Here is a 15,773-nt window from a genome sequence, read left to right on the forward strand (position 1 = left end):
CTTGCAGCTACATGAAATGCCGGTTTTTCGTTCATTCCCCGGAAAACTGGCATCAGCCGTCCCGAAAAATAATTTCCATTTTATCATGGCTGTTTCATCGTATCTGAATACTACCGCTATTATTGCAAAAAAATAGATGGCGGAAGGCAGGGAATAGAGGATTGAAGGAGTTATTTCAAAATGAAAGTATGGATTGGTGTTGTGGGTCCAACGGATTCTGTACATTTAATCGGAAACGTAGCAAAGAATATGTCCAATATCAATGTCAAACTATTTCCCTATAAAAACCGGGTTGAAGTACATGATATCATTCAAAAAAATGAAGGCATGATCAGCCAGTGGCTTTTTTCGGGCCGTGTACCGTATTATTTTGCTCTTGAAAACAACCTTTTAAATGAAGATCAAGCCATTTATCCTCCGATTTATGGTCCTAGCCTCCTGGGTACACTGCTAAAGGCGGTTAGTGAAAAAAACGCAAAAAAATACAGTCTTGATACTATCCAACCTCAAGAAATTACATACATCCACTATAAATATGATCTGGACAATTTAACACTCCTTCCGATCAAGTATGATAAATATTACCCTTCTGAAGAGATAATGGCGGAACATCTGGAGCTGTACCGAAAGGGAGAGATAGAAGCGGCTTTAACTTGTTTACAGGATGTATATGAAATGTTAAAAGCGGAAGAAGTTCCCTGTTACAGGGTGACTCCTTCGGAATTAATTATCGAGCAAGTGTTGCATTTTTTAAAAGAAAGAGCACAGTCCGCGATTTATAAAAAGGCGCTGTTTGCGGTAATGAGTATTAAGATTATTGAAGCGGAAACCTCATCTCTGACCGATCAAGCTTCATTCGATGACAAAAGAAAAGAGTTGGCATTAGAGAACATCCTGTTGGATTTTACTCAAAGCGTACAAGGTTCATATGTGAAAATAGGTGATGGACTGTTTTTTGTATATACGACAAAAGGTCAATTAGAATTATTTCAAAAGAATCATCCATTGCAATCGCTCTTGCCTCAAATTAAAGCCCAAAGTCAATTGGATGTTCATATTGGCATTGGCTACGGATTGACGAACTTACAGGCTGATACGAATACCCGGCTTGCTTTAAAACATCTTAAAGAAAAAACGACCTCTTCAATTGCGACCGTTAATGAAAATAAGGATGTGGTCATTTGGAACAAAGACGATACGCCTCTTCCATTTTCCCATCGGCATGTAGCAAAAAATAAGGAGACAAAAATAAGCTTAAGTTCAACCACTCTTTCCAAATTGGCCTCCTTAAGTAAAATACATCAAACGAACTTAGTTACGGCCAAGGATATTTCGGAATGGCTCGGATATTCTGAAAGAAATGCAAGAAGGGTATTATCAGAGCTCCAAAAAGCCAAGTTGGCATCAGTGAAAGGGGAAGAGCAGCCCGGAAACCGGGGAAGACCCCGCAAGATTTTTGAATTGAAGCTGTGAGGTTCCGTCATGGAGTGATATGCATTTTGGGATTGAAAACTGTGGAGACAATATGAGTGATGATACCCATCCATAATGTCAATTTTCAGCGAAAACTTCTTGGTGGGGAAAAAGAATATCTTACTAGTCTCTCAACACCTGGCTCTTCATTTCAAGGAATTTGGCCATGTGGGAGAGGGAAGTTTACTTGAACGTGTAGAGAAATATCGTTGTGGAATTCGAAATTGAAATAAGGGACTTTGCCAAATATTGAAAAGATGGAAGGACAAGAAAAACGATAGAAAAGACAAATATTAGAAGCAATCATCCGCAGTGAAAGATTAAAAGGGTGGTTGCTCTTTTTATGTTCTAAGTCAAATTATTTTTTGTCATATATACTGGGAAGAAATCGTATTTACTCTTCATATCTTTTATGTTCCCGCGTTTACGTACAGTATGATGGCCAGTTTTATTTACCCCCCAAACTTCAAAAATACTATAGATTTTAAAAAAACGCTACTCATTTAAATCTTCTTTTTTCCTGCTTCTTCCGTTTCTTTGAACATTTTGTTACTGATCTCTTTTTTGATTCAAGGACATTTTGTGACATATGTCACAATCGATTGTTTTTAAACGATCATGATAATAAGATATTTGTAAATTAAATACAAAAAACGATTGTTATTTACAATCACCCTTTTTAATCGAAAGAAAGGAGTTTCCTGCATGAAAATGAAATGGGCTTTTTTATGTGTGGCCATCGCGATTCTAGCAGTGTTGGCGGGTTGCGAACCAGTAATGGTATTGGATCCGAAAGGTCCTCAAGCAGAAACGACAGCAAACGTCATTTGGATATCGATTGCGATGATGGCCATCATTGTGATAGCCGTTTTCGTCCTTTTGATCATAATGATTGTAAAATACCGGGCTTCAAAACAGGATGAGAATTATGAACCTCCGCATATTGAAGGAAATCCGGTGGTGGAATCCATTATCGTTGGAATTCCGGTTATAATCATTATTTTCCTTTCAGTTATTACGGTGAAGTCCACATACGCAGTTGAGGCACCACCGAAAAAGTATGAAGAACAAGAACCTTTGGTTGTTTACGCTTCGTCTTCTAATTGGAAATGGCATTTTAGTTATCCGGAAGAAGATATCGAAACGGTTAACTATTTGTACATCCCGACAGACCGTCGATTGGAGTTTAAATTGTATTCATATGGCCCCATTACAAGTTTTTGGATTCCGCAGCTTGGCGGACAAAAGTATGCAATGGCTGACATGGTAACCACATTACATTTGGCTGCTGATGAGCCCGGTGAGTATATGGGAAGGAATGCAAACTTTAGCGGCAAAGGATTTGCTGAAAATACGTTTCTCGTAAAAGCAATGCCGGAAAAAGAGTTTGACGATTGGGTTCAAGAAGTGAAAGCAACGGCTGAACCTCTTACGGAAGAAAAATTTGACCAGTTGTTAGAACCGGGCCATTTAGGACAATTAACATTCAGTGGCACACACCTGGGATTTTTGCCTCCTCCGGAGGGAGAACATAGTGGACATCATCATGGAGCCAATGAAGAACATGATAAAACGAGCAAGCATCAATAGTAGCTTCAACATGAATGATTGGTTGTTTCCAAGGCTGATAACTTACCAGGAAGGAGTCCTAAAGGATGGATTATCTTGAACGTTTTGCCATTCCTCATCCAAGTCCAGCCATTTATGCATCGATGGTAGCCATCGGGTTAACAGTTATCGCAATTGTCGCTGGTTTAACCTATTTTAAGAAATGGGGTTATTTATGGCGGGAATGGTTGACAACCGTTGACCATAAACGGATTGGCATTATGTATTTAATCTCCGCTTTGCTGATGATGTTTCGCGGAGGCGTAGATGCGATTATGATGCGGGCACAAACGTCCGCACCTGAAAATACATTGTTGGATGCGCAGCATTATAATGAAATTTTCACCACTCATGGGGTAGTGATGATTATCTTTATGGCGATGCCATTTATATATGCCCTGATGAACTTCGTTGTTCCACTGCAAATAGGCGCGCGTGACGTCGCGTTCCCGCGCTTAAATGCTTTAAGCTTTTGGCTATACTTCATGGGCGCGATGCTGTTTAATATTTCTTTTGTTGTTGGTGGTTCTCCTGATTCGGGTTGGACATCTTATTTTCCGCTCGCAGGTAATGATTTCAGTCAATCAGTCGGCACAAATTATTATATGCTGGCGATTCAAATTGCCGGGATCGGCACATTAATCTCTGGGATTAACTTTATTGTGACGATCTTAAAAATGAGAGCACCTGGCATGACGCTTATGAAAATGCCAATGTTTACATGGACCGCTTTCATTACGAACGTCATTGTCGTTTTTGCTTTCCCAGTATTGACTATTGCGCTCCTATTCGGAACAATGGATCGGCTGTTTGGTTCAAATTTCTTTACAACGACAAATGGCGGGATGGATATGCTTTGGGCAAACCTGTTCTGGGTTTGGGGGCATCCGGAAGTATATATTTTAATTTTACCGGCATTTGGTGTATATAGTGAGGTTATTTCTACATTTGCCCGGCGTAACCTCTACGGTTATAAATCAATGGTTGGTTCGATCGTGATCATTTCGTTTTTCTCATTCTTAGTGTGGACGCACCACTTCTTTACGATGGGGCAAGGCCCGCTTACGAATAGTATTTTCTCCATTACCACAATGGCGATCGCGATTCCGACCGGAATCAAGATTTTCAACTGGATTTTGACAATGTGGAAAGGGAAGATTGAATTTACTGTTCCCATGCTTTATGCAGTAGGTTTCATTCCGATCTTTACGATCGGCGGGGTTACAGGAGTTATGCTTGGCATGGCGAGTGCCGACTATCAATACCATAATACGATGTTTTTAGTCGCACACTTTCACTATACGATTATTCCTGGTGTTGTATTCGCGATGCTGGCCGGCCTCACTTACTGGTGGCCCAAAATGTTTGGTTTTATGTTGAATGAAAGAATCGGAAAATGGGCGTTCTGGTTTATCGCCATCAGTTTTAATGTCACCTTTTTCCCGATGTTCTTCACCGGTTTGGATGGGCAGGCACGAAGGATGTACACTTATTCAGAAGCAACCGGATTTGGGCCGCTTAATCTGATCTCTTTCATCGGTGCGATTGGGCTCGCAATTGGTTTTGCTTTGATTGTGTACAATGTTTATTACAGCACGCGCTATGCTTCAAGAGATATTAGCTCCGATCCTTGGGATGCGCGCACCCTTGAATGGGCAACACACAGTCCGGTCCCGGCGTATAATTTTGCGACGATACCGCAAGTTCATTCCGTTGAGGCGTTTTGGGATCATAAGAAAAAAGACCGAAAGCTATTTAAAGATAAAATTGAAAAAATTCATATGCCAAATAACACCGGAGGCCCGTTTATCATGAGTTGCATATTCTTCTTATGGGGATTCTCCTTGGTGTTCAGCATGTGGATTCCGGCTATTATTACAACCATCGGGATTTTGGCTTGTATGGCTTACCGTTCATTCGAGAAAGACGACGGTTATTACATTTCTGTTGAAGAAGTGGAAGAAACTGAAAAAAAGTTGCGAGGTGCTAGCTGATGAATGTAGATCACTCGCTGCCGCTTGAATATAGCACAGATCAAAATCAACTGAATATACTAGGGTTCTGGATTTTTATCGGGGCCGAAATCATGCTTTTTGCAACACTTTTCGCCTCTTATTTCACATTAGTCGACCGGACAGGAAATGGGCCTGCCGGCGCGGAGATATTTGAAATAACGCCGGTGCTCATTGAAACACTCGTGCTTTTGACGAGCAGTTTTACCATTGGTCTTGGCGTTCATGCGATGCGTATTGGCAATAAAAAAGCAATGCTGGCCTTCTTTGCGGTCACGTTGCTTCTCGGTCTCACTTTCTTAGGCGTTGAAATTTATGAATTCGTCCATTACGTCGATGTTGGAGCGGGATTACAAACAAGTGCGTTCACGGCCATCCTATTAACAACTTTAGGAACACATGGCGCCCACGTAACACTTGGTTTATTCTGGGGACTATTCATCATTCTGCAAGTAAAGAAACAAGGACTTACACCAAAAACAGCCAATAAAGCGTTCATCTTTTCTCTTTACTGGCATTTTCTGGATGTCGTGTGGATTTTTATTTTCAGCTTTGTCTACTTGAAAGGAATGATGTAACATGAGCGAATTATTCCCGCGCAAACAAGTTGCAGGATTTGTATTTTCATTGGTGCTCACAGCCATTGCGCTTACTGTTTACTTCTTTGACCTTTCGTTTGCGGCTGGAATGACGATCTTATTAGTGACGGCATTCGTGCAAGCCGCTGTCCAGCTCATTGTATTTATGCATGCTGGTGAAACGAAAGACAAAGGATCGATTCTTACGAACATCTATTATGCCTTTGCCATCGCTTTGGTTACGATCTTCGGTACATTGTTAATATTGATCTGGGATATGTAAATCCCGTTTCAAAAGGAGTGTCCACCGGGCGCTCCTTTTGTTTAGGAGAAAGCCTGACACCTTTATCTGTTTTGCTCTCCATTTCTTCAGTTGCCACAAAAAATACACCTATTAGAAAGATAAAAATAGCTCCCATGACTGTGCCGATGCCTATGCCGATCATCGCGCTGGTATCGCTTACAAAAAAGCCGTACAAGAAAATGCCCATTCCGAGTAAAAGGATGGTACTGCCAATATACTTTACGGCATTTAGTATTTTATATGCAGATTCCATTTTCTACATCTCCCCTCTACAATGTATTATTCAACTTGTTCACATTTTTGTCAAATATTTTGTGATTCTTTTTGCCCTAAGACCATTTAAGAATTGACAATGTGTCATGTGTATCAGAAGTATTTTAATAGATAGATTAACAAATCGTATTTTTCCGAAGTGAAGGAACCCCTTTCACTGAAAAAATGGAAAGGGGCGTTGATTTGAAGAAATGCCAAATAAAAATATCACATTATTTAAAATAAGGTGCTGTAGATTCATAGCTTAGCGAATTGATAGGATGAATGCGAAGTGTGACTGCAATGGATTCGATTCACTCCTATTCAATCATGATTCGCTTTTCGCTGTTCCAGGTTTCGAACAGATTCGCTTCGTTTGACGTTTTGCTGTTCTTTAAAAGTGCCCATTGCCCAATCGTAAACAGGGTTTGTCACCCCGTACCAATAGTTTTCATTTTTAAAATGATGCCATAAATGCATTTTTTTCATCCATCGTCCCCAAGGGGAAATGGGCTTGATGGGACGATGGGCGATATAATGTTTCCATTCGTAAAAGAGAAGGAACAAAACGACTCCGGCTAAAAATGAATTTGTTAGTGCGAGACTGGAAGTGACAAGATATGCGATTATACCCGCAATAAGCAAGTTGGGCAGTGTATACCATAATGGTAAAAACAATAAATGTAATTCATTGGGGTTTACATGGTGATCATAATGTAAGCGCTTTAATAAATGTAGTAAAAAAGGATTTTTCGGCGGGTTCATATGAAAGAGAAAGCGATGTGTCATATATTCAACAAGTGTATAAGCAATCATTCCTAACACAAATGCAAGCCACGTCCACAATGAACCGACATGAGGCATCATGAATCCAACACTGATGATCCAAAGAACCGTCATGACAAAAATGTCTGGGTAGAAAAAGAACTTCCGTTTCATTTTTTACTCCTCCACCTTTTTTCTTGTTTTCCAAAGTGTTAAACTTTTCTCCATTGCATTTTTGGCCACCATTTCCGCTTCCGCAGCATCTCCTAGTAACGCCATTGCCAATAAGTCATTGTAGAATTGAAAAGATAAGTTCCTGTGTTCTTCGATTGCAAAGTAGTTGACCGCCATTTCATGATAAAAGGTGTGAAAGCTATTTAAAATGAGGAGATAGATTGGATTGTGGGATAGGGCGGCAAGGCTTCTTTGCAATTGCCAATCAAATGTGGCATAGCTTTCTGCTTCATTTTCAAGTCGTTCTAAATGTGCGAGTTCTGCCACAACTTTTGCCTGACTTGCAGCGACGGCATCCCGAATATATGTCGGTGTGAGTGAAATTCTTAATTCCAGCAAGTAAACGATAAAATCTTCCGTGATCGTCTCATGGTGGTGAAGAAGATGAACGAGTGTTGTTAAATTGCCTTTACTCCAGTAATCGTTGATGATTGGCGAATGACCTTTCCGACAAGTAAGCCATCCATCTTTTTCTAATCGTTGAATCGCTTCTCGAACAGTTGGTCGGCCGACTTCAAATGTTTTCGCCAGTTCACGCTCAGGAGGCAATGTACTCCCAACAGGATAGTGGCTCGATAAAATCGCTTTCACCAATGTTTGTTCAATTTTGTCTGACGAGCGTTCTCTTCTTCTCACGTTCTTTCCTCCATCATGAGTATAAATGGTCAAACAATTTTCATTGGTGGTATTACCACAAGTTTATTCAAAAATAAAAGAAAAGTCAAACATTTATCAGGGGTAAAGAATCATTTTTTTGTTAACACAAGTAACGAAATGATACAGTAAAGTGATGATGTACTTGCTATGGACGAATGTGATTGGCAGAAAAGTCGTCACAAGTATTATATGTGTTTATACAAGAAGCTGGAACAAAGTCGGGCCATGGCAAATCCGGGCGTTGGCCTATGCTAACCCTTTTATTGAAAGAACTCGTGATTATTTGTCAGGATGCCTCCTCAATTCCTACAGAGAAAGGAAGATTTTGCGCAGGCTTTTAGTTATCTTTGTTAATCATTGTGACGGTCTTCCGCTATACTTTTATCATACGGCTTGCAGCTAAACACATAAGCTGGCGGCATATTTCTCATTTCTTTTTTTACTTCACTTATCTGGAAAAATTGTTGGATGAGTCCTTTTTTAAAGCCGGTATATTGGAATGTGATGAACCTTCCATTCTCCTTTAATATGTTGGAAGTATGTTGTAAAATCCGGGTGGAAACTTCTTTCGGCAAGCTGGCAAATGGAAGTCCGGAAATGACATAGTCTGCGTATGGAAGGTCATATTCCTTTGCGTATTGTTCAATATCTTCTGCGGAGCCATTGATAATAAACAGATTCTGTTCCTCTTTGAACTTTTCCTTCAGTACGGAATAGAACGTTTTGTTGTGTTCGACTAGTAAAATGATCGTGCTTGGCTTCCTTTTTTTAAGCAATTTTTCAGTAAATATGCCTGTTCCTGGCCCGAATTCCACAATGTACTCACTTTTCTGAAAATCAACCGTTTCCAACATTTTGTCGCCAAGGAACTGTGAACTCGGCAGGATGGCCCCGACCGACCGGGGATTTGTTATATATTGAAACAAGAATAGAAAGAACTTCATCTTTTCACATCCCAAGCTATATTTTATAAGTCTATTATAAATCTAAAACTTGAAAAAACGTCCAATAAAATCCTCAAAAATTGTAAATTTTTTAGAGTGATTTAGGGAATGTTGAAATAATATGCATGTATGGCAAATGAAAAGAAGGAAGGTTGGATGGAGTGAGCAAAAGAATATGTGAAGGAGGGGTTTGATGCGTGTAGCAGCCATTTACGATATTCATGGGAACCATTTTGCATTGGAAGCTGTTTTAACCGAAATCAAGAGGAACAACGTTCAAAAAATTGTCGTGGGTGGAGATTTGGTTTGGGGCCCACAACCAAGAGAAGTGATGAATACGCTCATGAGGTATAAAGACGAGTTCGTATTCATAATGGGAAACTCGGATCGGGAAGTTGCTTCCGGTGATGGGGCGGAAAAAGAGCCACAACATTTTATAGCGGAATTAAATCAATGGTGTGCCGGGCAGTTGAGTGATTCGCAAATGTCATTCCTTAAAAACATGCCAAAACATCATAGTTTATCAATTGATGGGGTAGGGGAGGTATTATTTGTTCATGGTTCCCCGCGTAGTGATGAAGAAGCGATTAGAGTGGATACTCCTGGAAGCAATATTACAGATGATACAGGATACGAAAGAAAACATCATTGTTTACGGGCATACGCATATACAATTTGACCGGATTATTGAAAATAAAAGAATCATCAATGCTGGAAGTGTGGGCTTACAAAGCCGGGCAAATGGAGCTTGTTGGTTACTGATTGATAACGAATTCCACTTTAAAATCACCGAATACAATGTTGAAGAAGCGGCTGAAAGGTTTCTCCAAGGGCAATGTCCTTATAAAAAAGATTTTGCAGAACATATACGAAACCCGCCTTACGCAGGGCCTTAATAACTCAAGAGTGATAAAATTTTCAACAAACAATTTTATCAAAGGTGCAAACAACAGAGTAAACATAAAGCAGTCGCATTATCTTGCGGATAAAAGCGGCTTTCACGTGCCCGATGCGATTAATATCGTTGCAGGATTGTTTCATCCCGCATGTAAGGTGCCGTAATACTCCCACATCAACATCTTGAGTGAATACAAGAGAAAACGGCACCTACATGCCCGATTGGTTCAACTAACATTCAGTAGAATCCCTATTGAATGAAGTTTCACTTTATGAGAACAGTTTCTTCTAGTTTACTTGTACTTTTAGTAGTATGTATTTGCCATGAAACAGGGTTGCTTAAGTATTATTTTTCACAATCTCATCATGATCCAGCAAAACTTCGAAATCTTTTACATAAACGGCATTTCCGGTGATTTCAACATCGAGACAGTCACTGTTTTTTGAAACTCGCACGATAACCCGGCCGTTTTTTCCGATTTCATGACCCTGCTCCACAACAAGGTTCAGAGAATCTTTAAAATGAGTATGGATGTATTTCGCATAATAAGCGCCCATTACCCCTGAAGCAGTACCCGTTACCGGGTCTTCAATCGTACCGGAATATGGTGAAGAGAAATGCCGGGCATGCATATCGGCGTGTGAATCATGCGTTTCCAAACAGAATGGATGGACAGAAGCATTTGGCATCTCCTTTAAAATAGAAGGGAACGCTTTGTTATTGGGTTTCATTTTCTTAAAAGCGCTCAATTGCTTTATAGGGATTAATAATGTCCAAGTACCGGTACTTCCATATAATATAGGTAACTGATCATGGATATCAGATTCATTTAACCCAAGGGAGCCAGCCAAATCTTCTATGGAACCTGTAAACTCTTTAAATGTTGGAGAAGCTTGTTTCATGGTGATCCATATGTCGTTTTCGGCTGTTGATTTAATCGTGATCGGTAAAATCCCAGCCCTTGTTTCAATGGTAAAATCGGTCTTATCGCCCAATAATCCTTTTGTTTGGAGCGCATAAACAGTTGCCATTGTAGCGTGGCCACATAAATTCATTTCATGACCCGGTGTAAAAAATCGTATTTTCAGGTCTGCGGCTTCGGATGCAACTGGAAATGCCGTCTCATTAAATCCTACTTTAAAAGCAATCTCTTGCATTTCGGCATCTGTCAGCTGATCTCCGCTTAAAACGACTCCCGCTGGATTTCCCTTATTAGGTTCTTTACTAAACGCATCGTAGTGATAAACCGTTATTGACTTCACACCCGATCCCCCCACCAAGATTTAGAAACTCATGTTGATTGTATCATGTATAATGGCTTTCTTGTTCAATAAAAAATGGACCCCGTTAGTGAAAAACGAAACCTGTTTTTTCATAGTAACAACCTTTATGTTAAGACCATGTGCTTTATCCCGCATGTAAGATGCCATATACACTACTTTAAGACCAGAGTTGATACCAAAGGTCTAAGTGGGAGAAAACGGCGCCTTAAATGCCCGATTGGTTCAACTAACATTCAGTAGAAGCCCTACTGAATGAAGTTTCACTTTATGTACAACTTCCTCTTTATCGCACACTTCTAAAATAAGCTTTTTGTTTTAGTAATTTCATTAACTTGTATAAATAATGTGAACCGAAAAGCTGTTGTTCAATTTGATAATCCATATATGCCAGTGAATCCATTGTTACTTGCCTGGCTTCGGCAAGACTTTGCCGGTTTATTTTTCCCAATATATCCCGGACGATTTCGAGCAAGTAAACGGATGATTGAACAGTTTGGATGATTAGCAAATAGAGAAGATCGACTTTATTGTGGATTTAGGCCCTGAAGGAGGAGAAAAGGGCGATCAAATCATTGTCAAAGGAACACCGGATTCGATTGTGAAAAATAAAAAATCATATACAGGACAATATTTGTAAACTCATTTTAGAAAACAGCTATTATTTTTTGAAAAAAACATTGATTCATATGATGTTAGGCACATCAGGAAAAGTCATGAAGATTTTTTTATTCACATCTTTTCACAGGTTTTAATCGTTTTTTAAAGGTTTGTTAGGAGGCAATTACATAAAGCAACCACCAATTCTTGCTTTGGAAAGTTGACATTTTTTTTAGAATTCTGTAACATTTCAAATTGAGAGCTTGTACTCCAAATTACAACTGAATAATGGAAAAACGAATTAGGTTCTTTTTATTTGTAAAAGATTAAAAGGGAATCAGGTGAAAGTCCTGAACGGTCCGGCCACTGTAATTGAGGAGCGACTTTCCATTATGCCACTGGGGAATACCCCGGGAAGGCGGAAGGAAGCGATGATCCAAAAGTCAGGAGAACTGCCTAACGCGTATATATGTAGCCTTCCGGAGAAAGGTGAAGTATGAGTCACTATGTCATCAATATAGATGGAGACAACCATCTATTATGTTTATAGATTTGCAAAATACCTAATCGCCTTGGGCTTCTCTGGAAGTCCAAGGCTTTTTCGTTTTTCCGAAGTTGGAGGAGGGAAAGATTTTTCTCGAGCGTCATTTTACATACTCGGACAAGAACAAGCTCTACAGACAAATGTGGGGGGAAAAAAGTGGGGGTTATTAAGAAGCGTTCGTTACGGTTATCTGCGGTTTTACTGACTTTTCTATTGATGTTAAGCATTGTGCCGCAAGTTGCTTTTGGGAAGGCTTACGATCCGAGAACAGGTTATCAAGAGTTGGACATTCGCTTCTGGGAAGATAAGGAACCGGAAATCGGTTTTTATATGAATGCTTCCTCCAGGTACATACTTGAAACGCTAGAAAAGCCAAGTATGGGATCGGTTGGTGGAGAATGGGCTGTCATGGGTTTATTGCGAGGCATGTATGCGGGTCACGATTACATGAACCATGTGCCAGATACCTATTTTGAAGATTATCTTGGCCGGATCGAACAATATGTGGCGGATAAAAAAGGAAACCTTCATCGGGCTAAATCTACTGAATGGTCGCGTCTCATTCTGGCGCTTACAGCATTAGGCTACGATATTACAGATGTAGCAGGCTACGACTTTATTGAAAAATTATCCAGCTCATATCGTTTTTCTTATAGGCAAGGAATTAATGGGCCGATTTGGGAAATTATCGCAATGAATACGGGAGGATATGAATTTTATCCTGATTCCACAAATCCGGACGTAAATACTTTCGGAAAAATGATTGATTACATTTTAAGTAAAGAAATTACGCAAGCTGACGGAACGGTGGGAGGCTGGTCTTTATTTGGCAACCCAGACCCGGATATTACAGGGATGGCGCTGCAAGCGTTAGCTCCGTACTATGGTGATGAAAAGCGCTATGCTGCGAGCGGGGCGGAGGCGTCATATGAAGAGTTTGCGGCAGCCGTGGAAAGAGGAATTTATATGTTGTCTGTTCTGCAACAGGAGAACGGAGCATACGCCGCTTTTGGAAATGTGAATGCGGAAAGTACTGTCCAAGTAATTGTCGCGCTAACGGCTCTGGGCATCGATCCATTACAAGAAAATGTGGAGCTTAAGCGGATTGGCAAACATGTGAGCTTTATTCAAAAGGGCGCTGTTCAGGATGGCGTTTGGACGAACAATATGATCGATGCACTCCTCACTTTTTGGGATGATGGCAGTGGTTCTTCGCCAGAAATAGGCGGTTTTAAGCATGTCACGACAGGAAATGACGGCGGCGGTGGTTCGGGACATAGAGTAAATGCCATGGCGACCGAACAATCGCTTTATGGACTGATTGCCTATGATCGGTTTAAAAAAGGAATGAATGCCTTATATGATATGACCGATATGAAAAACGGCGAATACAAAAACATGGCTGCTAAAAAACATGATGCCAACTTCCATTCTAATGGTGAAGTACAAACAAACAAGGTTTCACCTTATGCGTTAGTGCAAATTCCCGAAGGTAAAAACATCCAGGGGAAAAAGTTCAAAGCTTGGAATTCCAAACAAGACGGAAGCGGCACGGATTATCTACCCGGTGAAAAGCTCGTCATGCCGGAACACGATATTACATTGTATGCACAGTATGACAACATTGAATATAACATCCATTATGAAACAAATGGCGGGACTTTAATTGGGGATGACATACCGAAAACATATACGATAGACGACGCGGAAATTCCACTTCCGGCAGCCGGGCAAATGGAACATGAAGGCTATCGATTTGAAGGCTGGTATGACAATCCAAGCTTTGAAGGCGAACGAGTAACAGCTATCGCGAGCGGAAGCTATGGAGATAAAACGTTTTATGCAAAATGGGTGGATGAGTCAGGCGCAAATGAAGAAGCAGCAAAGGAAGTAGAAGAGATGATTGCGGCTTTGCCTGATATCGAGAATGTAACCCTTCATGATAAAGAGGCCATTGAAGGGGCGCGAGCGGCCTATAACAACTTGACTCCACCGCAGCAAACATTCGTTGCCAATATACAAAAGCTTGAAGCGTTAGAAGCGAAATTATTAGAGTTAGAACAAGATTTAGTCAATAAAGAAGCCGCTAAAAAAGTGGAGGAAATGATCCAACAGCTGCCAGAAGCGGCGAATCTAAAGCTAGAAGATAAAGCGTTAGTAGAAAATGCCCGTTTGGCTTATGACAGTTTAACAGAAGTACAACAAAGTCTTGTCACCAATGTAGAAAAGCTTGTTGAGACAGAGGCAAAGCTGAAAGTATTGCAAGAAGCAGCAGATAAAGAAGCGGCACAAGCTGTCGAACAAATCATTGCTGAATTGCCTGAAGTCGAAGAATTGACATTAGACCATAAAACAATCGTTGAAAATGCGAGAACAGCGTTTTATCGTTTAACAGCATCACAGCAAGATTTAGTGGCCAATAAAGCAAAACTCGACGAAATTGAAGAAAAAATGTTTGAATTGGAACAAATCGAGGCGGATAAGGCCGCTGCCGATATCGTTGAACAGATGATCGCCGGGCTTCCAAATGAATCGGAAATCCGTCTAGATGATAAAGCGTCTGTTGTCAAAATAAGACAAGCCTATGATGGCTTAACAGAGGCCCAACAAAAGTTAGTGCCGAATATTGAAAAACTCACATCACTTGAAACGAAATTAAGTCAATTGGAACAGGAAGCACTGGACAAACAAGCGGCCAAAAAAGTGGAAACGATGATTGACATGCTCCCTGAAGTGTCGCAACTATCACTAAACCAGAAGGCGCTGGTCGCGGAAGCGCGCAAGGCATATGATCAATTAACGCAGGTCCAACAAACATTAGTGGCTAATACCAATAAGCTCGTTGCACTAGAGGCGAAACTCAAAGAATTACAAATAGCGGCCGAATTAGCAGATAAAGAAGCTGCTAAAAAGGTGGAGGACATGATTCATAGGCTTCCGAAAGAAGCCGATATCAATTTATCGGATAAAGAATCGGTCATAACAGTACGGCAAGCTTATAATCGTCTTACAGAAACGCAGAAAAAACTAGTTTCAAATGTAGCGCAATTATCTGCATTGGAGTCTAAAATAATCATTTTGGAACAAGAAGCCAAAAACAAGGAAGCAGCTGAAATCGTTGAAAATATGATCCAAGAACTTCCCGACCTGGACAAATTGACTGTCGCGCATAAGGAAGCAGTAGCCGCCGCCCGAGAAGCATATGATCACTTAACGGCAGAGCAAAGGCAGTATGTTTCAAATATGAGTAAGCTTGAAGCGCTGGAGGAAAAATTAACCGAACTAGAAAAGGAGAATCAAGCACAAGATCCGGAAAATGAGGGCATTGTTGGTTCACCCGCAATTAAAACGGCCGAAGATGAAAATAAAGATAAAAAACGAGAGCGTCCTTCTGGTGATCATGCAAATGCCAAACAGAACCAAGAATATGGAAAGAAAAAAGCTTCCAACGGCGCCAAAAAATTGCCAAACACAGCGACCAATATGTTTAATTTGCTGATCATTGGTCTAGTTTTCATCATCGCAGGTATAGCCATTTACTTCGTCCGTAAAAAAAGATCAGTTTAAATGGAAGTCCAGCTCTAAAATCGTGAGGTTGCTCACGGTTTTAGAGCGCCCACTTTG

14 protein-coding genes and 1 riboswitch are annotated in these 15,773 nt (G+C 40.5%); of the genes, 8 read left to right on the top strand and 6 right to left on the bottom strand.

Annotation, left to right across the window (positions count from 1 at the left end; genetic code table 11):
• The first annotated feature begins 180 nt into the window (after positions 1–180).
• The 5 genes from MHB50_RS06145 (at position 181) to qoxD (ending at position 5,954) form a co-directional block, all read left to right on the top strand.
• On the top strand, positions 181–1,473 hold the full coding sequence (locus MHB50_RS06145; protein WP_340085036.1) for a hypothetical protein: 1,293 nt from the start codon (positions 181–183) through the stop codon (positions 1,471–1,473).
• Positions 1,474–2,178: 705 nt separating this feature from the next.
• Positions 2,179–3,063 (top strand): cytochrome aa3 quinol oxidase subunit II, encoded by an 885-nt coding sequence (gene qoxA, locus MHB50_RS06150; protein ID WP_077114247.1) that lies wholly within the window; start codon positions 2,179–2,181, stop codon positions 3,061–3,063.
• 65 nt (positions 3,064–3,128) lie between these two features.
• Positions 3,129–5,075, top strand: a complete 1,947-nt coding sequence (qoxB, locus tag MHB50_RS06155) for a cytochrome aa3 quinol oxidase subunit I (protein ID WP_077114245.1) — start codon at positions 3,129–3,131, stop codon at positions 5,073–5,075.
• A complete protein-coding gene (gene qoxC, locus MHB50_RS06160) occupies positions 5,075–5,671 on the top strand; it encodes a cytochrome aa3 quinol oxidase subunit III (protein WP_077114243.1) in 597 nt (198 codons plus the stop codon). The genes qoxB and qoxC overlap by 1 nt, the downstream gene beginning before the upstream one ends.
• A gap of 1 nt (position 5,672) precedes the next feature.
• The gene (gene qoxD, locus MHB50_RS06165) at positions 5,673–5,954 is read left to right on the top strand and encodes a cytochrome aa3 quinol oxidase subunit IV (protein ID WP_077114241.1); all 282 of its coding nucleotides are present in this window, start codon (positions 5,673–5,675) and stop codon (positions 5,952–5,954) included.
• Here qoxD and MHB50_RS06170 read toward each other — a convergent pair.
• The 4 genes from MHB50_RS06170 to MHB50_RS06185 all read right to left on the bottom strand — a co-directional run bounded on the left by MHB50_RS06170 (position 5,911) and on the right by MHB50_RS06185 (position 8,827).
• On the bottom strand, positions 5,911–6,228 hold the full coding sequence (locus MHB50_RS06170; protein WP_077114239.1) for a hypothetical protein: 318 nt from the start codon (positions 6,226–6,228) through the stop codon (positions 5,911–5,913). The genes qoxD and MHB50_RS06170 overlap by 44 nt on opposite strands.
• A gap of 323 nt (positions 6,229–6,551) precedes the next feature.
• Positions 6,552–7,166 (bottom strand): sterol desaturase family protein, encoded by a 615-nt coding sequence (locus MHB50_RS06175; RefSeq protein WP_340085037.1) that lies wholly within the window; start codon positions 7,164–7,166, stop codon positions 6,552–6,554.
• Positions 7,167–7,169: 3 nt separating this feature from the next.
• Positions 7,170–7,862, bottom strand: a complete 693-nt coding sequence (locus MHB50_RS06180; protein ID WP_340085038.1) for a GntR family transcriptional regulator — start codon at positions 7,860–7,862, stop codon at positions 7,170–7,172.
• Between the two features lie 371 nt (positions 7,863–8,233).
• Positions 8,234–8,827: an rRNA adenine N-6-methyltransferase family protein gene (locus MHB50_RS06185; protein WP_340085039.1), complete on the bottom strand. Its 594-nt coding sequence runs from the start codon at positions 8,825–8,827 to the stop codon at positions 8,234–8,236.
• A 193-nt stretch (positions 8,828–9,020) separates the two neighbouring features.
• Here MHB50_RS06185 and MHB50_RS06190 point away from each other — a divergent pair, with 193 nt between their 5' ends.
• Both MHB50_RS06190 and MHB50_RS06195 read left to right on the top strand, forming a co-directional pair.
• Positions 9,021–9,506 carry a metallophosphoesterase gene (locus tag MHB50_RS06190; RefSeq protein WP_339162675.1) on the top strand — a complete coding sequence of 162 codons (486 nt, stop codon included), beginning with the start codon at positions 9,021–9,023 and terminating at the stop codon, positions 9,504–9,506.
• The gene (locus MHB50_RS06195; RefSeq protein ID WP_340085040.1) at positions 9,448–9,723 is read left to right on the top strand and encodes a metallophosphoesterase family protein; all 276 of its coding nucleotides are present in this window, start codon (positions 9,448–9,450) and stop codon (positions 9,721–9,723) included. The genes MHB50_RS06190 and MHB50_RS06195 overlap by 59 nt, the downstream gene beginning before the upstream one ends.
• A gap of 340 nt (positions 9,724–10,063) precedes the next feature.
• On the opposite strand, the gene MHB50_RS06200 is transcribed toward MHB50_RS06195, so the two are convergent.
• Entirely contained in the window at positions 10,064–10,987 is a 924-nt protein-coding gene (locus MHB50_RS06200; RefSeq protein WP_077114229.1) for a PhzF family phenazine biosynthesis protein, read from the bottom strand.
• A gap of 304 nt (positions 10,988–11,291) precedes the next feature.
• Positions 11,292–11,516: a hypothetical protein gene (locus MHB50_RS06205; protein WP_340085041.1), complete on the bottom strand. Its 225-nt coding sequence runs from the start codon at positions 11,514–11,516 to the stop codon at positions 11,292–11,294.
• A gap of 375 nt (positions 11,517–11,891) precedes the next feature.
• A riboswitch (cobalamin riboswitch) is annotated at positions 11,892–12,080 on the top strand.
• Positions 12,081–12,305: 225 nt separating this feature from the next.
• On the opposite strand from MHB50_RS06205, the gene MHB50_RS06210 reads away from it, so the two are divergent.
• Complete coding sequence (locus tag MHB50_RS06210) at positions 12,306–15,716, top strand: InlB B-repeat-containing protein (protein ID WP_340085042.1); 3,411 nt, start codon at positions 12,306–12,308, stop codon at positions 15,714–15,716.
• Positions 15,717–15,773: the final 57 nt, after the last annotated feature.

The organism is Siminovitchia sp. FSL H7-0308 (assembly GCF_037980985.1).
In the GTDB taxonomy this organism is placed as follows: Bacteria; Bacillota; Bacilli; order Bacillales; family Bacillaceae_C; genus Siminovitchia; species Siminovitchia thermophila.